Source organism: Vreelandella sp. H-I2 (genome assembly GCF_052959335.1).
Map to the genome: position 1 here is coordinate 412,818 of NZ_JBRAMC010000004.1, position 26,450 is coordinate 439,267.

Annotated in this window: 24 protein-coding genes; 9 read left to right on the top strand and 15 right to left on the bottom strand. The window is 56.8% G+C overall.

Going from position 1 to position 26,450, the window contains the following annotated elements; all coding sequences use genetic code 11:
- Nucleotides 1–108: 108 nt before the first annotated feature.
- Entirely contained in the window at nt 109–1,056 is a 948-nt protein-coding gene (locus ACUVOF_RS12615; protein ID WP_447044689.1) for a LysR family transcriptional regulator, read from the bottom strand.
- A 145-nt stretch (nt 1,057–1,201) separates the two neighbouring features.
- Between ACUVOF_RS12615 and speB the strand changes: the two genes are divergently transcribed.
- Nucleotides 1,202–2,104, top strand: coding sequence for an agmatinase (gene speB, locus ACUVOF_RS12620; protein ID WP_447044809.1), 903 nt, complete (start codon nt 1,202–1,204; stop codon nt 2,102–2,104).
- A 58-nt stretch (nt 2,105–2,162) separates the two neighbouring features.
- Here speB and ACUVOF_RS12625 read toward each other — a convergent pair whose 3' ends face one another.
- Nucleotides 2,163–3,437: an O-acetylhomoserine aminocarboxypropyltransferase/cysteine synthase family protein gene (locus tag ACUVOF_RS12625; protein ID WP_447044690.1), complete on the bottom strand. Its 1,275-nt coding sequence runs from the start codon at nt 3,435–3,437 to the stop codon at nt 2,163–2,165.
- A 101-nt stretch (nt 3,438–3,538) separates the two neighbouring features.
- On the opposite strand from ACUVOF_RS12625, the gene ACUVOF_RS12630 reads away from it, so the two are divergent.
- Nucleotides 3,539–3,886 carry an arginase family protein gene (locus tag ACUVOF_RS12630; protein ID WP_447044691.1) on the top strand — a complete coding sequence of 116 codons (348 nt, stop codon included), beginning with the start codon at nt 3,539–3,541 and terminating at the stop codon, nt 3,884–3,886.
- A gap of 89 nt (nt 3,887–3,975) precedes the next feature.
- Here the strand turns inward: ACUVOF_RS12630 and ACUVOF_RS12635 are convergent, their stop codons facing one another.
- A complete protein-coding gene (locus ACUVOF_RS12635) occupies nt 3,976–4,890 on the bottom strand; it encodes a LysR family transcriptional regulator (protein ID WP_447044692.1) in 915 nt (304 codons plus the stop codon).
- Nucleotides 4,891–5,097: 207 nt separating this feature from the next.
- On the opposite strand from ACUVOF_RS12635, the gene ACUVOF_RS12640 reads away from it, so the two are divergent.
- From ACUVOF_RS12640 to ACUVOF_RS12665, 6 genes are all read left to right on the top strand, one after another.
- Nucleotides 5,098–6,702, top strand: a complete 1,605-nt coding sequence (locus ACUVOF_RS12640) for an ABC transporter substrate-binding protein (RefSeq protein WP_447044693.1) — start codon at nt 5,098–5,100, stop codon at nt 6,700–6,702.
- Nucleotides 6,703–6,768: 66 nt separating this feature from the next.
- A complete protein-coding gene (locus ACUVOF_RS12645; protein ID WP_447044694.1) occupies nt 6,769–7,710 on the top strand; it encodes an ABC transporter permease in 942 nt (313 codons plus the stop codon).
- Entirely contained in the window at nt 7,710–8,600 is an 891-nt protein-coding gene (locus ACUVOF_RS12650) for an ABC transporter permease (RefSeq protein ID WP_447044695.1), read from the top strand. The genes ACUVOF_RS12645 and ACUVOF_RS12650 overlap by 1 nt, the downstream gene beginning before the upstream one ends.
- 1 nt (nt 8,601) lies before the next feature.
- Nucleotides 8,602–10,248: an ABC transporter ATP-binding protein gene (locus tag ACUVOF_RS12655; protein WP_447044696.1), complete on the top strand. Its 1,647-nt coding sequence runs from the start codon at nt 8,602–8,604 to the stop codon at nt 10,246–10,248.
- A 21-nt stretch (nt 10,249–10,269) separates the two neighbouring features.
- Nucleotides 10,270–11,760: an amidase gene (locus ACUVOF_RS12660; RefSeq protein WP_447044697.1), complete on the top strand. Its 1,491-nt coding sequence runs from the start codon at nt 10,270–10,272 to the stop codon at nt 11,758–11,760.
- Between the two features lie 408 nt (nt 11,761–12,168).
- Nucleotides 12,169–13,521 carry a D-serine ammonia-lyase gene (locus ACUVOF_RS12665; RefSeq protein ID WP_447044698.1) on the top strand — a complete coding sequence of 451 codons (1,353 nt, stop codon included), beginning with the start codon at nt 12,169–12,171 and terminating at the stop codon, nt 13,519–13,521.
- 117 nt (nt 13,522–13,638) lie between these two features.
- On the opposite strand, the gene folE2 is transcribed toward ACUVOF_RS12665, so the two are convergent.
- The 6 genes from folE2 to ACUVOF_RS12695 all read right to left on the bottom strand — a co-directional run bounded on the left by folE2 (nt 13,639) and on the right by ACUVOF_RS12695 (nt 17,714).
- Nucleotides 13,639–14,541: a GTP cyclohydrolase FolE2 gene (folE2, locus tag ACUVOF_RS12670; RefSeq protein WP_447044699.1), complete on the bottom strand. Its 903-nt coding sequence runs from the start codon at nt 14,539–14,541 to the stop codon at nt 13,639–13,641.
- Nucleotides 14,538–14,852 carry a GTP-binding protein gene (locus tag ACUVOF_RS12675; RefSeq protein ID WP_447044810.1) on the bottom strand — a complete coding sequence of 105 codons (315 nt, stop codon included), beginning with the start codon at nt 14,850–14,852 and terminating at the stop codon, nt 14,538–14,540. Before ACUVOF_RS12675 ends, folE2 begins: the two co-directional genes overlap by 4 nt.
- Before the next feature lie 3 nt (nt 14,853–14,855).
- Nucleotides 14,856–15,245, bottom strand: coding sequence for a TraR/DksA C4-type zinc finger protein (locus ACUVOF_RS12680; protein ID WP_447044811.1), 390 nt, complete (start codon nt 15,243–15,245; stop codon nt 14,856–14,858).
- A 159-nt stretch (nt 15,246–15,404) separates the two neighbouring features.
- On the bottom strand, nt 15,405–16,055 hold the full coding sequence (locus tag ACUVOF_RS12685) for a DUF1826 domain-containing protein (RefSeq protein ID WP_447044700.1): 651 nt from the start codon (nt 16,053–16,055) through the stop codon (nt 15,405–15,407).
- 80 nt (nt 16,056–16,135) lie between these two features.
- The gene (locus ACUVOF_RS12690) at nt 16,136–16,981 is read right to left on the bottom strand and encodes a metal ABC transporter permease (RefSeq protein WP_447044701.1); all 846 of its coding nucleotides are present in this window, start codon (nt 16,979–16,981) and stop codon (nt 16,136–16,138) included.
- Nucleotides 16,971–17,714, bottom strand: coding sequence for a metal ABC transporter ATP-binding protein (locus tag ACUVOF_RS12695; RefSeq protein WP_447044702.1), 744 nt, complete (start codon nt 17,712–17,714; stop codon nt 16,971–16,973). Before ACUVOF_RS12695 ends, ACUVOF_RS12690 begins: the two co-directional genes overlap by 11 nt.
- 119 nt (nt 17,715–17,833) lie before the next feature.
- Between ACUVOF_RS12695 and ACUVOF_RS12700 the strand changes: the two genes are divergently transcribed.
- A complete protein-coding gene (locus tag ACUVOF_RS12700) occupies nt 17,834–18,829 on the top strand; it encodes a zinc ABC transporter substrate-binding protein (RefSeq protein WP_447044703.1) in 996 nt (331 codons plus the stop codon).
- A 12-nt stretch (nt 18,830–18,841) separates the two neighbouring features.
- Here the strand turns inward: ACUVOF_RS12700 and ACUVOF_RS12705 are convergent, their stop codons facing one another.
- From ACUVOF_RS12705 to ACUVOF_RS12730, 6 genes are all read right to left on the bottom strand, one after another.
- Entirely contained in the window at nt 18,842–19,486 is a 645-nt protein-coding gene (locus tag ACUVOF_RS12705) for a hypothetical protein (protein WP_447044704.1), read from the bottom strand.
- Between the two features lie 226 nt (nt 19,487–19,712).
- Complete coding sequence (locus ACUVOF_RS12710; RefSeq protein WP_447044705.1) at nt 19,713–21,095, bottom strand: L-serine ammonia-lyase; 1,383 nt, start codon at nt 21,093–21,095, stop codon at nt 19,713–19,715.
- A 312-nt stretch (nt 21,096–21,407) separates the two neighbouring features.
- Nucleotides 21,408–22,274: a formyltetrahydrofolate deformylase gene (gene purU / locus ACUVOF_RS12715; RefSeq protein WP_447044706.1), complete on the bottom strand. Its 867-nt coding sequence runs from the start codon at nt 22,272–22,274 to the stop codon at nt 21,408–21,410.
- A gap of 75 nt (nt 22,275–22,349) precedes the next feature.
- Nucleotides 22,350–22,985, bottom strand: coding sequence for a sarcosine oxidase subunit gamma (locus ACUVOF_RS12720; RefSeq protein ID WP_447044707.1), 636 nt, complete (start codon nt 22,983–22,985; stop codon nt 22,350–22,352).
- Nucleotides 22,978–26,040, bottom strand: coding sequence for a sarcosine oxidase subunit alpha family protein (locus ACUVOF_RS12725; RefSeq protein ID WP_447044708.1), 3,063 nt, complete (start codon nt 26,038–26,040; stop codon nt 22,978–22,980). Before ACUVOF_RS12725 ends, ACUVOF_RS12720 begins: the two co-directional genes overlap by 8 nt.
- Complete coding sequence (locus ACUVOF_RS12730; protein ID WP_447044709.1) at nt 26,037–26,429, bottom strand: sarcosine oxidase subunit delta; 393 nt, start codon at nt 26,427–26,429, stop codon at nt 26,037–26,039. Before ACUVOF_RS12730 ends, ACUVOF_RS12725 begins: the two co-directional genes overlap by 4 nt.
- Nucleotides 26,430–26,450 lie beyond the last annotated feature (21 nt).

The following is a 26,450-nucleotide window of genomic DNA, read 5'->3' on the forward strand; positions in this document are numbered from 1 at the left end:
CTCACCTTTTAGCAGTCTAGGATCTAACGGCGTGCCTGCCTGATACTATACAACCTTTGATTCAACTGAGTTGTATAACGACAACATAAGCTGGTTTGTATAGTGCCGTCACGCTTGATGATTCGTCCCTTTTTGATAGTTAAATCTTTTAGCAAACTCAGTCAGCACCTCATAAAGCCACGCATTAGCAGGCTCATTGGCATATAGGCCATGCTGAATCAGTGTCATGTTTAGCGCCGGTAGCTCCTTGGGCGGCTCTACCAAACGCACCGGTAGCATAGCGACGAACCGTTCGGCCATTTGGCGTGGGAGCGTCATGATCGCTTCTGTTAGCGCCACTACCCGCGCTGCAGCGATGTAGTTAAGATTTTTAGAGATCACCCGGCGGGTTAAGCCATGCCGGACTAAGCAACTATCGATATTACTGGGCAACAGGCCGCTGATATCGGCCAGTTCCACATGGAGCTCTTGAGAAAACTGAGCAATATCCAGAGAATTGCCTACTCGATTATTATGATTCGCCGCTAGACAGACCAACTCTTCATCCATCCAAGGCGTCTGAATCACGCCGCTGGGTAGCGTACGTTGGCTGTCCAGCCCTACCACCATATCCACATGGCGTTGCTCTAGCCCCTCGCTCAGCACATCGGGGGTAATGAGTTCAATGGAAAAACTGATCCCCGGTGCATAGGCCAGTAGCTGACTGAGAAAGGTCGGATACATGACCTCTTCAAAATAATCCGTGGTCGCCAACGTAAAACGCCGCTTACTTTTGGCTGGTACAAACACCGCTGGCGGTGCTAGGCCTTCCCGTAGCAGTGCTAACGCCTGCTGTACCACAGGCTGCAGCACCTGCGCCCGGGGGGTTGGCTGCATGCCATTTTCGGTACGGATAAACAGCGGATCTTCCAGCGCTTCACGCAGGCGTTTCAACGCATGGCTCAGGGCTGGCTGGCTTAAGTGCAGCTTTTCTGCCGCGCGAGTGACATGGCGCTCACGCATTAGCGCCTCAAATACCAACAGCAGGTTTAGGTCAAAATGGCGTAGTGAGCGCATAAATACTCGTCATTCATAACACGAATGATTCAATTCTAAACATTCATTTAATTTATCACCAATTATTCCTTATTGTTTGCGCCAATCAGCGATTACCCGATACGTAAGGAGAAATACGACGGTGACCCACCCACTAGCGCAAACGATGCCCAGTCTTTATGGCGATGTAATTTCGACCTTTATGGGCGTAGAGAAAGCAACGAATCCCAAGGCAACCGACGCCGACGTTGTGGTGAGTGGCGTTCCCTTTGACCTAGCGTGTTCTGGCCGCTCGGGCACCCGCATGGGCCCAAACGCCATTCGCCAAAGTACCGCGCATTTGATCTGGGAAGGCAAGCGCTGGCCCTGGAACTTCGCCCTGGAAGAGCGCCTTAAGGTGTGCGATGCAGGCAACGTTGATTACGCGTACGGCGAACCGGAAAGTTTGATCGATAATTTGGAGAATCACGCTCACCGCTGGCTAAGCGCAGGCAAAAAAATGCTGACGCTGGGTGGCGACCACTACATTAGCCTGCCGCTGCTGCGCGCTCACGCCCGCGTTCACGGCCCGTTGGCGTTGATCCATTTTGATGCACACACTGACACCTACGAACACGGCACTCGCTTTGACCACGGCACCATGTTCTACCACGCCCTTAAAGAAGGTTTGTTAGTGCCAGAACACTCGCTGCAAATTGGTATTCGCACCAGCTACGACCGCGACAACCACCCTTACGAGGTGCTGGATGCGGACTGGGTTAACGACCATGGCCCTGCCGCCGTACTGGAGCGTATTCGCGCCAAGGTGGGTCACCACCCGGCCTATATTAGCCTGGATATCGATGGCCTTGACCCAGCCTATGCCCCTGGCACCGGCACGCCGGTGTGCGGCGGAATGTCCACCGATCTAATGTTGAAAGTGATTCGCGGCATGGTTGGCATGGAATTGGTCGGTATGGATCTGGTGGAAGTGAACCCTGCCTATGATCATGGCGACATCACGTCGCTTGCCGCCGCGACGCTGGGTTTAGAGTTCTTATATACCCTGGCGGCATCTAAGCGCGTTTGAGGGCTTAGCCCCCGCCATCTCTTGCCTTGAGGCATTGAGAAGGCGGGGGCAAAACAGGCTACCCTTGAGAGGCCGCCAGCGCTTGATCAATATCCGCCAGCAGATCGTCGATATGTTCAATGCCTATCGACAGACGCACCATATCCGGCGTGACGCCAGCCGCTTTTAGTTCGTCTTCGTTCAGTTGACGGTGCGTGGTTGAGGCGGGAATGGAAGAGCAACTCTTAGCATCACCGATATTCACCAGCCGCAGAATCAGCGCTAATGCATCGTAGAACCGCTCACCAGCGGCCTGGCCACCTTCAATACCAAAGCTAAGAATTCCCGAGGCATGGCCCTGCATATAGTGCTGCGCCAGCGCATGATCGGGATGACTTTCCAAGCCTGCGTAATGCACCCAGGTGACTAACGGATGATTTTCCAGATGATTGGCAACGGCGAAGGCGTTGGCGCAGATACGCTCGATGCGCAGTGACAACGTTTCCAACCCCTGTAGAAGATTCCAAGCCGCTTGGGCAGAGAGCGCCGCTCCCATGTTGCGTAGCGGCACTACGCGGGCACGGGCAATAAAGGCCGCATCACCCACATCGCGGGTATAGCTCACACCGTGGTACGAAACGTCAGGCTCGTTAAGCAGCGGGAAACGATTGGCATGTTCAGCCCAGGGAAAGGTGCCCGAATCAACAATCACACCACCCACCGTGGTGCCGTGGCCACCGATATACTTCGTGGCAGAGTGAACGACAATATCCGCGCCGTGCTCAATCGGCCGACATAAGAACGGCGTTGCCGTAGTGTTATCGACAATCACCGGCACCCCATGACGATGCGCCGCGTCGGCAAGCTTTGTTAGGTCGACCACTCCCCCCGAGGGGTTACCAATACTTTCGCAGAAAACCGCTTTGGTACGCTCATCAATCAGCGCTTCAATGCCGTCAATATCGTCTTTATCCGCAAAACGTACCTGGATGCCTTGGCGTGGCAAGGTATGCGCAAACAGATTGTAGGTACCGCCATATAGCTCACTGATCGAGACAATATTATCGCCCGCTTCGGCAATGGTCTGGATCGCATAGGTAATCGCCGCCATGCCAGAGGCCACCGCCAACCCGGCGATACCGCCTTCCAACGCGGCTACCCGCTGCTCCAACACCGCACAGGTCGGGTTCATGATGCGCGAGTAAATGTTTCCTTCGACTTTAAGATCAAACAGATCCGCCGCATGCTGCGCATTATCGAAAGAAAACGACGTGGTTTGATGAATCGGCACTGCCACGGCATTTTGTGAATCAGGTGAATAGCCATGGTGAAGGGCGATGGTTTCTGGCTTCATGAGAACGGCTCGCTATTTTGTTATCAAGGTTCGCTAATGATCCTAAACAAGCGCCGCACTTAAGGCCAACTATCTTCAACCTTCCGTGCGCTAGGCGAGCCATGGATGTTCACCAGTCCCACTCCCTGCAAATTGGCATTCGCACCAGCTACGATCGCCACAACCATCCCTATGAAATGCTGGATGCCGACTGGGTAAACGGTAACGGCCCCAAAGCGGTGCTCGAAAAGATCCGCGCCCGGGTGGGCTATCACCCGCCTACATTAGCCTGGACATCGACAGCCTCAACCCCGCCTACTCCGGTCTGCGGCGGCATGTCCGCTGACCTATTGCTGAAAGTGGTTCGCGGCATGGTCAGCATGGAGCTAGTCGGCATGAATGTAGTGGAAGTAAATCCCGCTTATGATCACGGCGACATCACTTCGCTTGCCGCCGCAACGCTAGCCTGAAGTTTTTGTATAAGCTGGCAGCGTCTAAAGGTGTTTGATAGGAGCAAAAATAAAATATAGACGTTCACGCTGACTAGATCAGCATGAACTCATGGCTCAACAGGATCTAATGCTACGCATAAATCGCCCAGAAAATCTGCCACACCTTTGGGTAAGGTGCGCCCAGCCAGAGTTTGCACCTCAATTGTGCGTCCACTCATTTCTCGATCCCTAATGGGCAGAGACACGATCTGGGTTGCGTCACTCAAGTGTCGCACCGAGACATCGCCAATAAGCGTAATTCCCCCATTACTGGCAGCAAAGTGAACCAAAGTGGTGACAAAATTGCTCACCATCACTGGCTCTATCAACAGTCCCTGCCGACTACAGCTAACGTTAAACAGCTGACGAATGGTGGTGTTCTCGGTAGGCAGCGCCAGTGCATAATGGCTGAGTTGCGCCAGTGAAACGTTTTTTTTAGCCGCCAACGTGTGAGTGTTATGCATCACTGCGTGAATAGGCGCCATAATCCGTTTTTCTACCATAATGTTCTTTGCTGGTGCGGGCGAAATGGTAAGGCCTATATCTGCCAAACCTTCGCAAACCCGCTGCGTCACATCAGTGGACGACGTGACCATCAAATCAAAGTGAATACCGTGATGTTTTTTACGGTATTCACTGATGACGTGCGGTAATAAATAGCTGGCCAATCCCTCGATACTGGCAATGCGTACCGTGCCGCGCAGTATTCCCTCAAGACCGGTAATTTCCTCAACAACACGAACGGCATCCAGGCGAGCCTTACGGGCATGCGCCGCTAGAAGCTCTCCGGATGGGCTTAAGCGCATACCGGTGGGATGACGCTCAAATAGCTGACTCCCAAGTTCCGCCTCAAGACGAGCAATTTGGCGGCTAACGGCGGAAGGGGCCACATGCAGATGATGCGACGCTTTATTAATCGAACCATGGCGCACAATCTCTAGAAAATAACGCAACGCTGAGTCGATTAGGAGACGTTCGTTCATTGATCTCTCTCGTGGCTGGTTCGTAAATTGCATTGCTTTAAAGGCAATACCGCATTCGAAAAATACATCTAACGTGATGACTTTTACCAGCGCTAGTATCGATTGCAGAGGCAAATTAATAAGGCGTATTAGAAAAATAACCTTCCGCTGCTTGCCCAATGCTATTTCGTTTGTCGCCAGCCATTAATAATTTCAACGGAGATTGCGATGCACACACTAATGACTACCTCCCGCTTTTCAAAAACAGCGATGCTCACTGCTTTTGGCATGGCTGGGGCACTTTCGTTCAGCTCACCGGCGCTGGCCGATACGACCGTGAGTGCGGTCATGCACTCCGCACTGAGAGCGCTGGACCCGGTTTCGAGCAGTGCCACTATCGCCCGCAACCACGGTTACATGATCTACGACACGCTGCTCGGGCTCGACGCCGATCTGAACCCGCAGCCGCAGATGGCCGACTGGGAGGTCTCCGATGACGGGTTGACCTATACCTTCACCCTGCGTGACGGGTTGACTTGGCACGACGATACATCGGTCACCGCCGCCGACTGCATCGCCTCGCTGGAGCGCTGGGGCGCGTTCGACCCCGGCGGCATGCTCATCTTCGATCACCTGGAAAGCTTGACCGAACTCGATGACCAGCGCTTCGAGCTCACGCTTTCAAGCCCACTGGGTGATGTGATCGGCCTGCTCTCCAAGCCCTCGGCGGTAGCGGCGTTTATGATGCCCGAAGCGGTCGCCTCGGTTAAGCCCGGCCATCCGCTGCCCAACCAGATCGGCTCCGGCCCGTTTCGCTTTCTGGGGGACGAGTTTCAGCCCGGCGTAAAAGCGGTTTACGAGCGCTTCGAGGGGTACGTACCGCGCGACGAGGCCCCTTCCGGCACGGCTGGCAGCAAAGAGGTGTACGTCGATCGGGTCGAGTGGATCCACATGCCCGACGTGCAGACCATGGTCAACGCCATCAACAGCGGTGATATTGACTATATCGAGCGCACGCCCTTCGATCTGTTGCCGCTTCTGGAGAGCAATCCGGACATTCACGCCGAGGTGCTCGACCCGCTGGGCATGCAGACACTGGCCCGCATGAACTTCCTGCATCCTCCGTTCGACGACATACGCATTCGCCGCGCGGCGCTCTTGGCAATCAGCCAGGAAGATGTCATGGCGGCGCTGGTCGGCGACCCGCGCTTTTATGAAACCTGTGCCTCGGTATTTGGCTGTAGCACACCACTCTCGACCGAAACCGGGGGCGAATCGCTACTTGCTGGCGGCGACCTGGAGCAGGCCCGTGCGCTGCTCGAAGAAGCTGGTTACGACCAGACCCCGGTCGTGTTGTTGCAGCCTTCGGATGTGGCCACCCTCACCCCGCCCCCGCTCGTGGTCGCCCAAGCGCTGCGCGGCGCTGGCTTCAACGTCGAACTTCGCCAGATGGATTGGCAGACCCTGGTCAGCCAGCGTGCCAGCCGCGCCCCGTCCAGCGAAGGCGGCTGGGATATGATATTCACCAACTTCGGCGTGGACAGTATCTGGTCACCCTCGATCAACCCGTTGTTGATCGGTACCGGAGAAGATGAGAGCTGGTTTGGCTGGCCCACTGACCCGGAAATGGAGGAGTTGCGCGCCGAGTATGCCATGGCGCAAGGCGACGAGCAGCGCCAAGCTCTGGCGGATGCGGTTCAGCAGCACGCCATGGAACAAGGTACGGTCATTCCTCTGGGTCAGTTCCAGAATGTCGTCTCCTGGCGCGACGAGCTGAGCGACGTCGTGGAAGGCCCCGTTCCCGTGTTCTGGGGCATGCAGAAAGCCGACTAATGCACGTCCCTGCCCCACCGTGGGCAGGGGTGCGTTGCGCTTTGCCGACGACTCGAGGAACTCTCCATGCTTAATTATTTCATTCGACGACTGCTGGCCGCGATTCCGGTCATGCTGGTCGTGGCGCTCTCCGTGTTCTTACTGCTGCGCCTGGCCCCGGGCGACCCGGCGGTGATCATTGCCGGCGATATGGCAAGCCCAGCGCAGGTGGCCAGTATTCGCACGGCCCTGGGGCTGGATCAGCCGCTGCATACCCAGTTTTTCATCTGGATAGGCAACATGCTTCAAGGCGACTTCGGAACATCCTTGATCTCTCAGACCGCGGTGCTGTCGATGATCACCCAGCGCCTGGAGCCCACCATCAGCCTGGCCCTGGCCGCTATCGCGTTCACCGTGCTAATTGCCGTGCCGCTCGGCGTAGTGGCCGCCTGGCGTCAGGGTAGCTGGATCGACAATCTGGTCATGTCGGTCTCCGTGGTCGGTTTTTCGGTACCGGTTTTCGTCATTGGTTACATCCTGATCCAGGTGTTCGCCATCGAGCTCGGCTGGCTGCCGGTCCAGGGCTATCGCAGCCTGGATAACGGTATTGGCGAGTTCGCCAGCCGCCTGGTGCTGCCCGCCTTGACGCTCTCCTCGGTATATATCGCCCTGATCGCGCGCATGACCCGGGCCAGCATGCTCGAAGTACTCAAGGAGGACTACATCCGTACCGCCCGCGCCAAGGGCCTAGGCGAGCGTCTGGTGCTGTTTCGCCACGCCCTGCGCAACGCCGGCGTGCCGATTCTCACCGTCATCGGTACCGGGTTTGCGCTGATGGTCTCCGGCGTGGTGGTGACCGAAAGCGTGTTCAACATCCCCGGGCTTGGCCGGTTGATCATCGATGCCGTTCTGGCACGCGACTACCCGGTCATTCAGGCCATCATTTTGCTTACCGCCGGTCTTTACGTACTGATTAATCTCTTGATCGATCTCTCCTACGCCATCACCGACCCGAGGATCCGTTACTGATGCATACACAACCTCGACTACACGGACGGCCGGCGAAAACCTCTCTACACGCCTTGACCAGTAAAGCGCTGGGGCTCAAGGCGCGCACCACCACACCGATCGCCGGCACTCTCCTTGCCATGATCGTTCTGATGGCAGTGTTCGCGCCGCTGATAGCGCCTTTTGATCCGACCGCGCTATCACCGGCCAACCGTCTTCAAGACATGAATGCGACCCACTGGCTGGGCACCGACGCCTACGGCCGGGATCTTTTCTCCCGTGTAGTGTATGGCGCACGCGTATCGCTGATGGTAGGGCTGGGAGTGGCGTTTCTCACTGTGCTGATAGGCCTGCCCCTGGGACTGGTCGCCGGCTACTTTCGCGCCATCGACGCGGTGCTAATGCGCTTCATGGATGGCCTGATGGCGATTCCGGGCATTCTCGCCGCCATCGCCATCGTCTCGCTCACTTCCGCGAATCTCTGGATGCTGATGATCGCGATCACCATTCCTGAAATCCCTCAGATCGTACGCCTTGTACGCTCCCAGGTGCTCGCCACCCGGGAAGAGGCATTCGTGGAAGCCGCGGTGGTCATGAGTACGCCGACCCGCTTGATCCTATGGCGCCACTTGATGCCCAACACCTTCGCCCCGCTGATCGTGCAGTGCACCTACGTGTGCGCCGCGGCGATTCTCACCGAGGCGACGCTCTCATTTCTCGGCGTGGGGCTGAGCTCGGAGACGCCGACCTGGGGCAACATCATGTCCGACGGGCGCATCTATTTTCAGTTGAAACCGGCGCTGATCTTCTGGGCGGGCCTGCTGCTGTCGCTGTGTATCCTGTCGATCAATCTGCTCGGCGATGCGGCGCGCGACTCTTTGGATCCCACCATGAAACGCAAGGAGGGCTGACATGAGCTCCAATACCCCCGTATTGAGCGTCGACTCCCTGGTGGTCAACACCACGGACAGCACGCCACGACCGATCCTGAGAGGCGTCTCCTTCGATATTCAGACGGGCGAGACGCTCTGCCTGGTGGGCGAAAGCGGCTCGGGCAAGTCCGTTTCGTCGCTGACCGCCATGGGCCTTTTACCCAAACGCAGCCTGGCCGCGACCGGCGGGCGCATCTCCCTCGACGGCGAGTCGCTTCTGGACGCCACGCCGAAGCGCCTGAGCGCTCTTCGTGGCAGCCGCATGGCGATGATTTTTCAAGAACCCATGACCGCACTCAACCCTGTTCTTAGCGTAGGCAAACAGCTTGATGAGGTGTTGGCCTGCCATACCCAGGCCTCCAAGGCCGAACGCCACGCCCAGGTGCTCGAGGCGCTCGAGCAGGTGCATCTGCCGGATATCCAGCGGGTCTTCGAGAGCTTTCCGCACCAGCTCTCCGGTGGGCAGCGCCAGCGCATCATGATCGCCATGGCGCTGCTGCTTAAACCGCGGCTATTGATTGCCGACGAGCCGACCACGGCACTGGACGTGACCACCCAGCACCAGATCCTCAAGCTGATTCGCGAGCTAAAGCAAAAGCACGGCACCGCCGTGTTGTTCATCACCCACGACATGGGCGTCGTGGTCGATATCGCCGACCGCGTCTGCGTGATGAATCAGGGCGAAATCGTCGAGCAGGGCTCGGTTCATCAGGTGCTGAGCGCGCCCAAGGAGGCGTATACCCAGCGCCTGCTGGCGGCGGTGCCGAGCCTCACACCTCGCCCGCCACGCGCCGAACAGTGGAACCGCCAGGTACTCGACGTGGCCGAGCTGCACAAGGAGTTCACCCCGCGCCGCACGCTGTTGAGCTACTTGCGCCCCAGACGCGCCGGCACCCACGCGGTCAACAACGTCTCCTTCCAGCTTCAACAGGGCCGCACGCTGGGAATCGTGGGCGAGTCGGGCTCAGGCAAATCGACCCTGGCCCGCTGCGTGATGCGCTTGATCACCCCGACCGGCGGCACCATTCGCGTGAGCGGACAGGACATCGCAGGCCTGCATTCACGCAGCCTCAAGCCTCATCGCGGGCGCATCCAGATGGTCTTTCAGGACCCTTACCGATCGCTTAACCCGCGCCTGACCATCGGCCAGAGTTTGACCGAAGGCCCCACCAACTACGGTCACTCCTACAAGGCCGCGCTCATTAAGGCCAAGGAGCTTCTGGAACTGGTCGGCCTACCGGCGGACGCCATCGACCGCTTTCCCCACCAGTTCTCCGGCGGGCAGCGCCAGCGGATCGCCATCGCCCGGGCGCTGGCCATGGAGCCGGATGTGATCGTTGCCGACGAAGCCGTCTCGGCGCTGGATGTCTCGGTGCAGACGCAGGTGCTGGCACTTTTGGAGGACTTGCAAAAACGCCTGGGGGTGGCGGTTCTGTTCATCACCCACGACCTGCGCGTCGCGGCGCAAATCTGTGACGACGTGCTGGTCATGCATCGAGGCCAGGTCGTCGAGTACGGCCCCGCCCAGCAGGTGTTGGGCAACCCGCAGGCCACCTATACACGCCAGCTGATCAAGGTGGCCCCCGGGCGCTCCTGGGACTTCGCCGCCTTCGCCCCGGTGGCGTAACTTCTTGATAGGAAACTAGACATGAATGCTTGTGATTTGAGCGCTTTCGAGGCGCGCCGCCTGCTCACAACCAAACAACTCTCCGCCGTCGAGCTGACCGAGAGCTGCCTGGTCCGCGTTGAGGCGACCAACCCCGCCGTGAACGCCTTGGTAGCCCAGGATGTGGACGCCATGTATCAAGCTGCCCGCGACGCCCAGCGCGCCATCGACAAAGGCGAGCCGCTTGGCGCGCTGCATGGTTTACCGCTGTGTGTGAAGGACATGGTCGATGTGGCCGGGCTGCCCACCACCTTCGGCAGCCAGATCTACGCCAATAACGTGGCCCAGGGCGACGACCCCATGGTGGCCCAGCTTCGCCAGGCCGGCGCAGTGGTGATGGGCAAGACCAACAATCCCGAGTGGAGCGCCGGAGGCAACACCCGTAATGCGATTTACGGCGTGACCGCCAATCCTTTCGACGTGACCCGCTCGGCGGCGGGCTCCTCCGGCGGCTCCGCCGTAGCGCTGGCCTGCGGTATGGCGCCGCTGGCCACCGGCTCGGATACCGGCGGCAGCCTGCGCAACCCGGCGGCGTTTTGCGGCGTAGTGGGCTTTCGACCCTCGCCCGGCTTGGTGCCGGGGCATAGCCGGGCGCTTGGCTGGCTACCCATGTCGCTCAACGGTCCCATGGCACGCAGCGTAGATGATGCCGCGCTGATGCTATCAACCATGATTCGCCCCGATCGCCGCGACCCCTGGACCCCGGTAGTAGAGGGCCAGCCGGTCTATACGCCGGAGGCGTTTCGCCAGCTGCCCCGTGTCGATCTGTGCAGCCAACGGGTCGCCTTCACGCCGGATTTCGGCTTCGCCATGACCGAACGGCTCATCAAGGAGAGCTTCCACGACAAGCTCTCGCGCTTCGGTCACGTGTTTGCCCGCCTGGACGACACCCACCCGAAGTGTTCAAACGCCGACGACACCTTCGCCGTGATTCGCGCGCTCTGCTTTTCCGGCATTCACCGCGATTTGCTCCAGCAATACCCGGATAAAGTCGGCCCCAACGTGCGCGATAACGTGCGCGAAGGCGAAAGCTACTCCGCGCTGGACGTGGTGCGCGCCTTGACCAATCAGCAACAGCTTTACCGCGATTGGCAGGTGTTTTTCGAGCACCACGACTTTATCCTCGCGCCGACCACGACCATCAGCCCGCGCGACTGGCACGAACTCTACCCAAGCGAAATCGACGGTGAGCCGACCCAGAGCTATTACCACTGGCTCTCCATGGCCTACGCTTCGACACTCGCCGGCCACCCATCGGTCACACTCCCCACCGGGCGCGATCAAAACGGCATGCCGTTCGGCCTGCAGATTATCGGCCGCCGGGGAAGCGATCTGCAAACTCTCGCCTTTGCTCGTGAACTTGAGACATTATTTATTGGCGACGCGATGCTTGAACGACCCAAAGTCGACTTGGCGTATTTGGCCCAGGTCGAGCCACTTAGCAGAGCAGAAGGTTTCTTAGGGTTTGCCTAGCCCAAACCAACTCTCCCGCTCGGGTCACACGGGATATTCTCACTAGCCGAGGGAAACAGACTACATTGGAACTGATTATCTACATACTCCTTGGCTCTACAGCTGGAATACTCGCAAGTATTTTTGGTGTTGGCGGCGGCGCGTTGACAGTCCCTCTTTTGAGCTGGCGCGTTTTTTTCCATGAAGCACACTGTGCCGCCTCGGCGGCGTGTGGCCTGTGCGCCGAAGGGTTGCCCAAGTGAAGCTTGGTCTATGTTTACCTACCCCCGCTAATGGTTATTAGGGATACCAGCATGTTATCCGCACGCTTTGACGCGCGCCTCTCACACCGGCTCAACCCGCTGTTACTCAAACGAATTTTTTCGCTTTTATTACTGCTGGTTGGCATTAACTTTCATAGGTAAGGCTATGGGTACTTCTACACGTGAGGACTGGCTTGGCATCTTGGATGCCAAAACGGACACTACGCTCAACGCGATACGCCAGAGCAATGAAACGATATGGCTCAATCCCAAGCGGCGCCCCTTCGCCGAAGTAGAGCATCAGCTTGCGCTTCAGTTCAGCGATATTGAGGATGCCGCCGCGCGCCTTAAGCGCTTTGCACCCTATTTCGTACAGGCATTTCCCGAAACGTCAACCCTGGATGGCATCATCGAATCCTCCTTAAATCGAGCAGACGGTGCCGCCCACGCGGTGGCCCAATGGCTTGATGTGGCACCGCCCGATCACTTTCTGATCAAATGCGATAGCCATTTGCCCATTTCCGGGTCAATTAAGGCGCGTGGAGGCATCTATGAAGTGCTGCTCCATGCCGAGGCGCTGGCAATGACCCATGGCCTGTTAACTCATGAGGATGACTACACCTACTTTGCCTCGGAACCATTTCGCGCGCTGTTTTCACAGCACTCGATCGTGGTCGGCTCGACCGGCAATCTGGGCTTGAGCATCGGGATTATCGGCGCCAAGCTGGGTTTCAACGTGACCGTGCACATGTCGGCGGATGCCCGCGCCTGGAAAAAGGCGCTGCTGCGTGAAAAGGGCGTGCAGGTTGTTGAACATCAATCCGACTATAGCGTTGCCGTAACGCAAGGGCGTGAAGAAGCACTGCGCACGCCGCGCTGCCACTTTGTCGATGATGAGGATTCGACCTCACTGTTTCTGGGCTATGCCGTGGCTGCACTGCGCCTGAAAGAGCAGTTACAAGCGCAAAACGTACGTGTTGATAACGAGCACCCACTGATCGTCTACCTGCCCTGCGGCGTAGGCGGCGGACCTGGCGGTATCGCTTTTGGCCTTAAACACGTATTTGGCGATAGCGTCCACTGCCTGTTTGCCGAACCCACCCATTCACCCTGCATGCTGCTGGGTATGTACACGCAGCTTCATAACGGCATCAGCGTTCAGGACATCGGCCTTGATAACCTCACCTGCGCCGACGGCCTGGCCGTTGGGCGCGCATCTGCCTTTGTAGGCAAAGTGATGGAGCCGCTTCTGGACGGCATCTACACCGTCAGTGATGAGCATCTCTACGCGCTGGTGGCGCTTATTAAGGACAGTGAAAACCTAGACCTTGAGCCTTCCGCCGTGGCCGGGTTACCGGGCTTTGCGCGCCTAATGAGCATCTCGGCAGATGAACGCGCCACGCTTGGGCTGCAGGGCACGCTTTCAAACACCACGCATCTTGTCTGGACAACGGGGGGTGCCATGGTACCCAGCGAAAATCACCAGGCGTACTACCGCCAGGGCAAGGCGCGGCTTTGAGGACCGATGTCATTGTCCGCAGACTAGCGCGGGGCGATGGCGACCGCTCCGCGTTGATCTCCACTTGCGCAGTGGCAGCGCCTTAGCCCCTTAGTAAAAGCTATTCTGCGTTCGGACTCACCAATTCCACTCACTCCGCGCCACCGCATTATGGGCGTGCAGGCTTTCGGCATGCACGACCTTAAGCTGAAAACCCGACACTCCCGGCGCTTGCCGGAGTGCTTTATCCAGCCGCCTTGCCGCGTCTTCACAAAACATCAGGTTTTGTCCGTTGGCGAGGGCAAAGGCCTGTTCATCGATACGTTTTACCGCGGTTTGCAGCGCGGTACCGAGTGCTCGCTCGATACGGTCAATCGAATTTTCTATCGAATCTGCGAGGGGCAATTCTCCGCTTTCGCTTTCAGATAAACGCAAACTACATTCGACACTGCTGCGCTGACTATGGGGCGTTGCGAGTATCCCGTCTTCGCTGCCTAGCCACGCAGATACCGCAGGTTTGGTTAACGGGATTTCCGCAAAATCTTCCTCAAAGGCCTGCTGAATCAGCTGCCGTGCTAGCGCCGCCGAGCAGGGGCAGGTAGACGAATACCCCACCGTCAGCCCCAGTTCAGCCTGAAAACCATTAGGCGTTAATTGGCAGTGCAAGGAGAAGGGGTAGCTTTTCCACCCGACAAGCGGACTAATCAGTGCTTCCCGCTTGAGAGGCAGTTCGCCTTCGAAGCTTAGGTAGGCATGCTGGGAGAGTCCTGTTTGGCTAGTTAAAAATTCGCTCAGTACGTCCTTGAGGGCGGGCAGTGTCAGCGGTGCTTCCTCCAGCGGTGCGAGCGCCAAATACAGCCGGGACATATGAATACCCCGAGCTTTAGTGACGTCAAGACTGACGCCGGCGTTTACTTTGGCTGTCACACTTCGACTGCTTAGAAGTATAGGTAACGCAACGCCTTCCATACCTACCCAGGTTAAGGTGCATGGAGAACGGCTGGTTTGGCTAGCTACATCGGGTAAGGTTAAAGCTGTCATTGGGTTACCTCTTGGGAGGTGTGGAAAAAATTGTACAACTCAGCCAGGTTTTCCATCGCTTGTTGCAGCGTTCGGCCCAGGTCGCCACGCAGGGTGTAGCATAAACAACCGCTGCTCATTTCGATTACTGCTTGCTTATTGCTTTGGGTAATCAGCTGGTGATCCAAGCCGATAGCACCAAACTCATTAATCACTACCAAGATATTGTGCAGGGAGGTTTGATGAACCCAGCGGTTAAGAAGCATGGTTTTTCCATTGCCTAGGAAGCCGGTCAGTACATTGATCGGTATTAATGATGGCTCCTGCGCAATAGCTCACTCCCACCTCGCTTTGCGGTAGTGGTGCTCTCTACTCTCCTGGCGCTCTTTCGCTTCAATGCACAGCTTCGCGGTGGGCCTGAACATCAGCCGGGGTAAGCCAATAGGCTCGCCGGTCTCTTCGCAATAACCATAATCACCGCTCTCAATACGTTTTAAGGCGGCTGTAATATTGTTGCGCAATCGACTCTCGCGGTCCGCTTGGCGCAATGCTAAGCGTAACTCCTCCTCAAAGGAGGCTTGATCCGATTCATCGCTATCACGCTCATGGGAGGCAATCATCTCCTTCATTTCTCTTAAGCGCACTTCAATCTCGCTACGCTCGGCCAGCAATTGTCGGCGGAAAAACGCCAGCTGCTCGTCGTTCATGTACTCGCTGGCAGGCATGGCTAGTAGTTTGGTTTTCCATTCTTTTTCCTCTAGCGCTTGATTGGCTAGCGCTTGCTGTAAACCAGCGCTGAACGCCTTTTCATGCATACGTTGGTTATTCATCATTTGATTACCCATATCATCGGTAAGCGATTCCAGAGACATTGCTATTAGCCACTAAAAGGGGTCAATGCTCATTAGTAGTCGCTTGCTACCGTTTTCCAGCGCAGGGCTTCTATGCACCAGACCCCGCTCTTCGCAGCCTACCCAGCCGCTTCCTTTGATTAACGCTATATCCCCCGGCGAAAGGCGTTGAATAGCGCTGGTATCAGTTGCGATATCGGGTCGTTCGGGATGCGGCGCGCCCAGTCCCTCTCGGTTAATGGCGTGCTCGGGCAGCCATTCGCTGCCCGGGCCGAAATAGGTGGTGACCATGCGCACGGGGAGGTTATCGCAGTGAAAGCGCGGGCACATGGCGCTATTAAGCAGGCGCAAGCGAATACCGACGGTTTGGGTGTCAAACAGAAAGGCGATGGCTTCGGCAATCGTCGCCATGTCCTCAATCAGCGGGGTCGCCGCGTCCGGGGCGGGAAGGTGACGACGCAGGTCGGCGATGAAGGCTTCATCAGGGTGACCAAGCCAGCTATATTGCCAGGCACGATCCGTTTGGCATTGCGCCTGAGCGCTAAAGGCAATATCGGCGGGCAGCGGGCGCTGGAAGATCGCGATGTTAATGGCGTCTTCAAAGATACGCGGCAACACGCTGATGTCGTGATCCCCGGCGGCATGGTCTGGCAGCGTCCACTGAGTGGCGGGTAGCGAAGACATAAATGACTCCTGAAACGTTCTTAAGAAAATAGCTGGGGTCAGGTTGTGCAGCGGCGAGTGGATACCGCTGGCCGCCCCTTTTACTTATCTGAGGGAGAGGCTGCCGTTTTGGCGCGAAGCTGGAGGCGCTGACGCAGTGAGCGCCAGCTTTGTGTCAGCCCTGTGGCCAGGGTGAACAGCACAGCAGCCAGCGTGACAATTGTCGGGCCAGTCGGCGTATCCATCACATAGGCGGTTCTCAGCCCTGCCGTCACCGCCAGCATGGCAATCCCCGCGGCCAGAATCGCCATCGCTTCTGGCGTGCGGCAAAAAGGCCGGGCGGTGGCCGCCGGGATGATCAACAAGGCGGCTATCAGCAGTACGCCCACTACCTTCAGCGCCACGGCGACGACTACAGCGAGCGCCAAGGTGAGCACCAGCTGTTCGCGCCGTGGTTGGATGCCGCTGGCATAAGCAAGCTCGTCGCTTAACGTGGAGGTCAATAACGATGACCAGCGCCAGAAAAGCAGCGTCAGCACCAGGGCCACTCCGCCGCCGATAATCCAGATATCCGTTTTCCCAACGGCCAGAATATCGCCAAACAGATAGGCACTCAGGTCGATGCGCACCCCGGCAAGAAACGACACGGCGACCAGGCCGATGGCCAGGGCGGAGTGCGCCATTACCCCGAGCAAGGTATCCATGGCATAGCCACGTCCACTGAGCATTGACACACAGCTTGCCATCACCAGGGCGACCGTCAGTACGCCTAAGAAGATGGAGACGTCCAATAACAGCGCTAACGCCACGCCCAGAATAGCGGCGTGGGCGGTCGCATCGCCGAAGTAGGCCATGCGCCGCCATACCACAAAACACCCCAGCGGGGCGGCGGCCATGGCCACCAATACACCGGCGATCATCGCCCGCCACATAAAATCATCCAACATTGGCAGCCTCCTGATGATGGTGGCGGTAGAGGGCTAAGGTCTGGGCGGTCTGATCGCCAAACAGCGCCTGATAGTCCGGCGATGAGGCCACTTGCTCGGGCTTGCCCTCGCAACAGATAATGCGATTCAGGCACAGCACGTGGTCAGCGGTACGCATAACGACGTGGAGATCGTGGCTGACCATCAACACAGCGCAACCATAGGTGCGGCGCACGGTTTCGATATGCTGGTAGAATTCTGCGGTGCCTCGGTGGTCGAGCCCCTGTGTCGCTTCATCAAGAATCAGAATGTCGGGCTTTGTCAGCAGCGCCCGGGCCAGCAGCACGCGCTGAAACTGCCCCCCCGAAAGTTCGCTCATAGCCGCATTGATCAAAGCCTCGGCACCAGCATCTTCCAGCGCCTTTTGTACGTCGCGATGGGGATGGCGACGCGGCAAGTTGATAAAGCGCTTAACCGTCATGGGCAGGGTGGGATCCAGGTGCAGCCGTTGGGGCACATAACCGATACGTTGCTGCGGGGCGATAGTCACCTGGCCCGACGTGGGCCTTACTGCCCCGATCAGCGTTTTCACCAGAGTGGATTTCCCCGAACCGTTGGGGCCAATCAAGGTCACCACTTGCTCTCGATATAAATCGAGACTGATGTTCTCAAGGATATGCTGTCCGCCAAAGCGCACGTTCAAGTGGCGAACGTTCAGAATCGCATCGCTATCAGGGAACTGAGCAAGCCGCATAATCGAAGGTCGTCTTTTGTTTATTTGTTATGTTATAACATATTGATCAAGCATAGGCGAGTATCGATGCCAATGCTCGAGCCCAGCAAAAGCCATCGTTGATGATGAGGAGACCCCTGATGAATAACCGCTTAGCTCGTTTTCCTTGGCCGCTATTGGCGGCTTTCCCGCTGGTTGCCGCCGCAGACGTGCCGCGTGTGGCGGTGGATATTCCACCCGTGTATTCGCTGGTCGCCAAGGTGATGGGGGAGCGCGGCGATCCTGAGCTGTTTATTCAACCCGGTGCCTCACCGCATGGTTACTCGCTACGGCCTTCTGAAGCACAATCTCTCGATGATGCTGACCTGGTGATATGGGTAAGCGACGCGCTGACGCCCTGGCTATCAGGCCCCATTGACAACCTAGCCGGTGATGCACACCACCTTGAGCTAATGGATGTGCCCGGCATCACCACATTGGAATACCGCGAAGGCGCGACCTTTGCGCTCAACGATGGGGATGAACACGGTCACGGGCACCATGATCACGACCACAACCACGACCATCATGAAGACAGCCATGAATATCATGACCATCACGGCCATGATCACAGCCATACCGGCATGGATCCCCATGCCTGGCTGGATCCTGCCAATGCCCGCCGTTGGCTGAATGCCATCGCCGAGCAGCTAAGTGAGATCGACCCTGATAACGCAGCGTACTATCGCGACAACGCCGCCCAGGGCAACAAGGACTTAACCAGCCTTCAGGAGACTCTTCAAGACCGTTTAGCCAGCAGCGCCGACACACGCTTTATTGTTTTCCATGATGCTTACCAGTATTTCGAGGAGGCCTTTAATGTGCACGCGGCAGGCGCCATTTCCATCGGCGATGCATCGTCACCCAGCCCGGCACGTATTGAGGAATTGCAAAGGCTGGTGAATGACGAAAATATCCAGTGCGTTTTCAGTGAACCCCAGTTCAATCCGCAGATGGTCAATAACGTCTTTGGGGATACGTCCGCTTATATCGGTGTCATGGATCCCTTAGGCGTGGGTCTGACGCTGGATACTGGCCTTTACGATGCGCTGCTGGAACAGCTAGCTAATGAGATTACGCGCTGCTCCGATGTCTAAACAGCGGCTTTCTTAAACAGCTTTTTTCTTAAATAACTCTCCAAGTTGATAAAGGTCGTGCATATACCTATCAAACGTTGAGATAAGGAAGGTCATGAAGATAAAGGCATAAATAGCCAGCATGACGATCAAGGGTTCGTTTAGCCAGGTCAGCAAAGGCGTCGATATCGGATAGCTAATCGTGTAGATAGTCATGGCCGCTAATAGCTGAACCAGGAAACAATTAACAATCACCAGGATAATCAACGCTGCTCGTATATTGATATGTGGCAGCGTTGTTTTCCAAAACGGTAAATGGCGTACTTTTATGCGCTTTCCCTCTGCACCTTCTCTAACGCCGTTAAAGCTCAATCTTTTTTTACGCCGCAGTAAAGGGACTGCATAGCTGCCTGCTTTCCCTTCAGAAAACGCTGCCAAGGCGATATCCCGAGTGAATTCAGAGCCCAAGGCATTGACCGTCACTTGATCGAAATCTTCCCATGCATGGTTTTGTTGGGCGGCTTTAGCTTGGTCAGAAAGTGTTTTTAAGCGGTTTTTATCGGCCTTCGACAACTTCTTATCATTGCCGACGTTGATATTGTAATGAATTTCGTACACCTGATATAAAGCAACGGTCACTCCCACAAAAATCATCAAAAAGACAATATATATCAACATACTAAAAGGCACCTCCTAAACAGGACCGAATTAGCTAGGCAAAAATATTTTGTTAGCCTTCAAACTAACTCAAGAACTATGCCTGCAAGTGGCTGATAAGTACAGGCTCAGAAAGCCTCAAAAACAGCAGATCAGATCAACTGACTAGTGGCCGCCCCCATACACAAACGCCGGATTCCTCCCTCAGCGGGTATCCGGCGTTTGTAGCTACTCCAGCAGGCGCTTGTTAACACTCAATAGCATTAACCGCTAACCCACCTTTGGATGTTTCTTTGTACTTATCCAACATATCTCGCCCTGTATCGCGCATGGTACGAATCACTTTATCTAGCGATATAAAGTGAGTGCCATCGCCGCGTAGTGCCATCTGAGCGGCATTGATCGCCTTTACCGTTGCGATAGCGTTGCGCTCAATACAAGGGACTTGAACCAGCCCTCCAACGGGGTCACAGGTTAACCCTAAATTGTGCTCCAAGCCGATTTCGGCTGCATGCTCGACTTGTTCGGGCGTGCCGCCCATCACATCAGCCAAGCCAGCGGCGGCCATGGCACAAGCCGACCCGACCTCCCCTTGGCAGCCCACTTCAGCTCCGGAGATCGAGGCATTTTTCTTACACAGAATGCCAATGGCGCCTGCCGCCAGCAAAAAATCCACCACGTTTTTCTCACAGGCGTTGGGCTGAAACTTCATATAGTAGTGTAAGACGGCGGGGATGATGCCTGCGGCGCCATTGGTGGGCGCAGTGACCATGCGCCCACCTGCAGCATTCTCTTCGTTAACGGCGAGGGCAAAAATATTCACCCATTCCATCGCTGAGAACGTTGAGGCTATCAGGCAATCATTCTGCTCTGCCGCTTGAAGACGCTGGTGAAGCAGCTTAGCCCTGCGCTTAACTTTTAACCCGCCCGGCAGTATCCCTTCGTGGGTTAATCCATTGTCGATGCATTCACACATCACTTGCCAGATACGCCACAGTTCGTTTCTGACCTCCTCCTCCGTCCGCCAGACTTTCTCATTTTCCAGCATCAGCCGACTGACACTGAGCTGTTCTTTTTTACATAGCGCCAAGAGTTCGTCTGCCGTATCGAAGTTATAAGGAATGGTAACGCCACCCAAATCGTCCAGCGGCATATCCACCTGAGCCTGTTCAACCACAAAGCCGCCGCCCACCGAGTAATAGGTATTTTCATACACCAAGTCGCCCTGATGCGTAAAAGCCGCCAGCTTCATGGCATTAGGGTGATGAGGCAAGCTCTCTTCATGAAAATAGAGGTCACTCTCCCAAACAAACGTCACTGCTTTTTGTCGACCCAGCTGTAATGACTGGCTCTCTTTAAGCGCCTCGATGGCTGGCTCAATAATCGAGGGATCTATTGTGCTAGGGCGTTCACCCATCAATCCCATAATAATCGCGTTATCGGTGGCATGTCCGATACCGGTGGCGGATAACGAGCCATAAAGATGGACTTCAAGATGCCCTACCTCATCGAGCAGGCTGTTTTCGCGCAGGGTTGTGACATACTTAAAAGCCGCCTGCATGGGCCCGACGGTATGGGAACTGGAGGGGCCTACTCCAATCTTAAAAAGGTCGAAAACACTGATAGGCATTGGAGCACCTCTTGACGTATAAACAGGGGAAAATCAGGCGATGCCTGACAATTTCATATAAGTTATTGATGTGATGATAAATAAAACTAATCTATCTTTTATTGATGATATTTTTATATTTATAAAATAATACTTTTAAGCACGACTTCTCACACATAACTTCTCACACATAACAAGGGGTTACGTATCGCTCTGAAAAAAGCTAAGTAACGACAGCAACCCAGTTATAAAAGCGCACTCAAACTGTTTGCGTTTATTAACAACAGCATTAGGTAAAAAGCATTGGTTACAAAAAGACTAGTTACCAAAAAACTAGTTGCCAAAAACGACTGTGCGCCCTGAATAAAAGAACACACGGCGTTCTAAGTGATAGCTGATCGCTCTAGCCAAGGTGAGGCACTCGATATCACGCCCCTTGGCAACCAGATCCTCTGGGTAGTGGGTGTGATCCACAGGCTCGACCCCTTGGGCAATAATTGGCCCTTCATCAAGGTCATTATTAATGTAGTGCGCCGTTGCGCCGACCAGCTTAACCCCTTTCTCATACGCCTGATGATAAGGCTTAGCGCCCTTAAAACCGGGCAGCAGCGAGTGGTGAATATTGATGGCCCGGCCGGCTAATAGCTCACACATGGATGGCGAAAGCACTTGCATATACCTTGCCAGCACCACCAGTTCAGCGTCGGTATCCGCGATGATTTCGCGTACCTGGGCTTCCTGCTGCAATTTCGTCTCTGGCGTGATCGGCAGATAGTGATAGGGTAAGTCATGCCATGTTGCCAGCGGCTCCAGATCGGGATGGTTGGAAATCACCGCTTTGATATCCAGCGGAAGCTGGCCCGTCCGATAACGGTAGAGAAGATCATTCAGACAGTGATCGGCCTTGGAGACCATAATCACGGTGCCGGTACGTTTGCCCGGCGCCGTCAGCTCAAACTGCATGTCGAATTCGCTTGCCCGTGCCGCAAAATCGGCGTGAAAGCGCTCTTTATGGAACCCGTCTCGCTCTGGACGAAACTCAGCACGAATAAAAAATCGCCCGCCAAGCCGATCATCGAAAGAGTTGAGTTCAGTGATATAGCACTGCTGCTCTTTTAGAAAACGTGTGACGACGTCCACCGTCCCCAAGCGGCTAGGGCATTGGGCGGCAAGTATCCAGGTATCACTCATTCGGCTCATAGTGCATGCTTCTCAGTTAGCGGCAGACCGTTGCGGAAGATCATAGCGGCCGGAACGACATTCCGGCCTGCCCGCTTATTGTTGTACGTTGACGCCATACTCTGCCGCTGCATCCAGCAACCAGCGGTAGCAGTAGTCGGCAAAGCTGCGCCGTACCACTAACTCCCAGCGCTCTTCACTAGGGCGACGAAGAATAGTGGTCGTCTTGGCGAAGACCGTCGTGACGCCCTTGCCCACCGGGAAATTGCTGGGGTGAACATCGTAAATCACTGTTTTCATCAACAGCTCTCGGGCTGCTTCGCCGGAAAGCTCTAGCAACGTCTGACCACCGCTGACATCACTAATCGCGAAATGGGCGTCCCCCAGATGCTCACGCAGCTTCGTCTCCAGAGGGAACTCTTCGCCACCAGGTACGATCACCAGCCATTCGTTTGGGGAAAGCCACTGGATAGAACGTTCACCGCTGGCATCTTGTACCAACGCCTGGGGCTGTCCTGGCAAGCTAATTCCCAGTACGTCGCGCACTGCCTCATCAAGCACGATGGCGCCACCCCGCAGGATCAAATGCCCAAGCATTGCCCGCTCGCGTAGCTGAAGCCGGCTTGGGCCGCTGGCCTGGGGCGCACCGCTGCGGCGATAGCTATAGGCTAACGGGGATTCTACCGGGATAGCGGTATCAGTACGGGTGTCGAAAGTAGCCGCGTTAGACATGCTGGCGCTCTCCCTTGGGGTCGTAGAAAATGGTGCTGACGATCTCAGCCTCATGGGTTTGTCCATCCGCCATGGGCAGGTAGACCGTCTCGCCTAGTTTCTGATGGCCACCCTTGACCACCGCTAGCGCAAACCCTGAGTCCAGGATCGGGCTGTAGTAGCTGGAGGTGACGTGACCCACCATCGGCATAGGGATCGCATGCTTAGGATCAAGCACGATCTGGGCCCCCTCTTCGAGAATCACCTTCGGGTCTTTCGGCCTGAGTCCCACCAACTGCTTGCGGTTCTCGCGCTTGGTATCGGAACGCGTCAGGGCTCGCTTGCCAATCCATGAGTAGGGTTTGTCGTAGCCGATCGCCCAATGCATGCCCAGGTCTTCCGGCGTAACGGAGCCGTCGGTTTCCTGCCCCACGATGATAAAGCCCTTTTCAGCACGCAGAACGTGCATGGTTTCGGTGCCATAGGGCGTCAAGCCATACTTCTCGCCATGCTTGAACAGGGTCTGCCACACATGCATGGCGTAGTTGGCCTGAACGTTGATCTCGAAGGTCAGCTCGCCGGTAAAGGAGATGCGGAAGACTCGGGCAGGCACCCCCGCCACTTTCCCGGACCGCCAATCCATAAACTTAAAGCTATCTCGGTCAAGATCGAGATCACTGATCTCAGCGAGCAGCTTGCGCGCTTCCGGGCCAGTGATGGTCATGGTGGCCCAGTGGTCAGTCACTGAAGAGAAGTAGACATCCAGTTCCGGCCATTCGGTCTGATGCCATAATTCCAACCATTCCAGGATCGCGGCAGCGCCACCGGTAGTGGTGGTCATCAAAAAGTGATTTTCAGCAAGGCAGCTGGTCACGCCGTCATCGGTGACCATGCCGTCATCTTTGCACATCAGGCCGTAGCGGCACTTGCCGACTGCCAGCTTCTCCCACTTGTTGGTGTAAATCCGCGCCAGGAACTCACGCGCATCTGGCCCTTGAATATCGATCTTGCCAAGCGTCGAGGCATCGAGGATACCGACTTTCTCGCGCACCGCCAGACACTCGCGGGCAACCGCCTCCGCCATACTCTCGCGTTCGCCATTGGCGGCCCCTGCGCGTTTTTGTGGATAGTACCAGGGGCGTTTCCACTGACCGACGTCCTCGAACTCGGCGCCGCGCTCCACGTGCCACTGGTGCAGCGCGGTGTAGCGTTCGGGGTCGAACAGATCACGGCAGTGGCGACCAACAATGGCACCAAAGGTGACCGGGGTGTAGTTAGGACGGAACACCGTGGTGCCCACCTCGGGAATGGAGCGATTCAAGCAACGGGCGGCAATCGCCATGCCGTTGATATTGCCCAGCTTGCCCTGATCCGTACCGAAGCCCATCGCGGTATAGCGCTTGATGTGCTCGATGGACTCGAAGCCTTCCCGGGTCGCAAGCTCGATGCCCGCAGCGGTGACGTCGTTCTGTAGATCGACGAACTGTTTGGGGCCGCGCAGCGTGGGCTTCTCATGGGGCACCTGGAAGAGCGCCACCGCAGGCCCTTGCTGCAGACGTTCGGCGCTCGGCAGAGTGACCGTCTGAACGACATGCTCCATGGCGGCCGCTGCCTTGATGCCCGCTTCGACACCTTCCGCCAGTACGTCTCCCAGCGCATAGCAGCCGTTGGCACCGCCACATGCCTGAACGCCCTTCACCAACCCCGGCACGAAGCCGAGAATATCGTCGCGCCAGGTAGGCCGCGCGCCGGTATGCGACGCCAGGTGAATCACCGGGCTGTAGCCGCCGGAGCTGGCGATGGTGTCGCAGGCCAATTCCTGAACCGGGCCGCTGACTTTGAAAGCGCCAATATCAATCTTGGCGACCCGCGCTGCAGCAACCCTATTGCTGCCCTTCGCCTCGATAACGGCGCTGCCCGTAATAATATTGATGCCCTGGGCGCGCGCGGCATCGACCCAATCCCCCGCCGGCGCCTCGCGGGCGTCCACGATAGCGACGACCTCACAGCCAGACTCTTTCCAGTCCAGGGCAGCGCGGTAGCCGTAGTCGTTGCTGGTGGAGAGCACCAGCTTGCGGCCCGGTGCCACGCCATAGCGACGAATGTAGGTCGACACAGCGCCAGCCAGCAGGTTGCCCGGCACGTCATTGCCCGCGTAGACCAATGGCCGCTCGTGAGCGCCCGTGGATAGGATCACCTGGCCGGCGCGTACCCGGTGCAGGCGCGCACGTACCTGACGGTGACCATTTTCCACCGGCGCCGTATCGCTCAGGTGTTCGGTGCGCCGCTCATGTAGGGTAACGAAATTATGATCGTGATAGCCGTTGGCTGTAGTACGCGGCAGCAGCGTGACGTTCTCGCAGCTCGCCAACTCGTCCAGTACTCGTGCAACCCACTGATCCGCCGGCTTGCCTTCCAGGGTTTCGCGGCTGGCCAGCAGCGAGCCGCCCATCTCTTCCTGCTCATCGGCAACGATCACTCGTGCACCGCTGCGTGCGGCGGCCAGCGCCGCCGCCAGACCCGCGGCGCCTGCGCCGACGACCAGTACATCGCAGTGTTGATTGAAGTGATCATAGCTATCCGGATCGGCTTCCATGGGGCTGCGTCCTAGCCCCGCCGCCTTGCGAATATATTTCTCGTAGGTCAGCCACATCGAGGCCGGCGCCATGAAGGTCTTGTAGTAGAACCCCGGTGGCATAAACTGCCCGCCCAGCTTGCCGAACAGGCCCATCAGGTCGCGCTGAACGTTCGGCCAACCGTTGGTGCTGCTCGCGCTCAGGCCGTCATACAGCGCCTGTTGAGTGGCGCGCACATTCGGCACTTGGCCAGCTTCGCTGCTGCCCAGCTGCACAATGGCATTGGGCTCCTCGGCGCCGGCGGCAACAATGCCGCGGGGGCGCGAGTATTTAAAGCTGCGGTTAACGATATCCACGCCATTGGCCAGCAGCGCCGAGGCCAGGGTATCCCCGGGGTGCCCTTGGTAACGCTGACCGTTAAAGGTAAAGCTCAGTGTCCGGGAGCGGTCGATACGGCCGCCCGTGTTAAGACGGTACACTTGTTGCTTGGACTGGCTCATACCTGCTCTCCCTTGGCCGATGGCACTGCGGCATTGGTGGCGCCCACGGTCTGTTGACCACCACAGGCCACCTGCACATTGCCCTGCGTTTGCTGGCTCGCCAGGCTCTCGGCGGTAATACGGGGCTGCTCACCCATTTTGTAGGTCTCGAGAATCTCGTAGCTCACGGTGTGACGCGTCACGTTGAAAAACTTGCGGCAACCCACCGCGTGCACCCACATTTCATGATGCACGCCACGCGGGTTGTCACGGAAAAACAGGTAGTCACCCCATTCTTCGTCACTACACGCCTCGGGCTCCTTGGGTCGCTCGATATGCGCCTGGCCTTTGGGGTGAAATTCCTCTTCTTCACGGTGTTCGCCGCAGTAGGGGCAGTAGATATAGAACATGCGGATACTCCTCTCGTATGT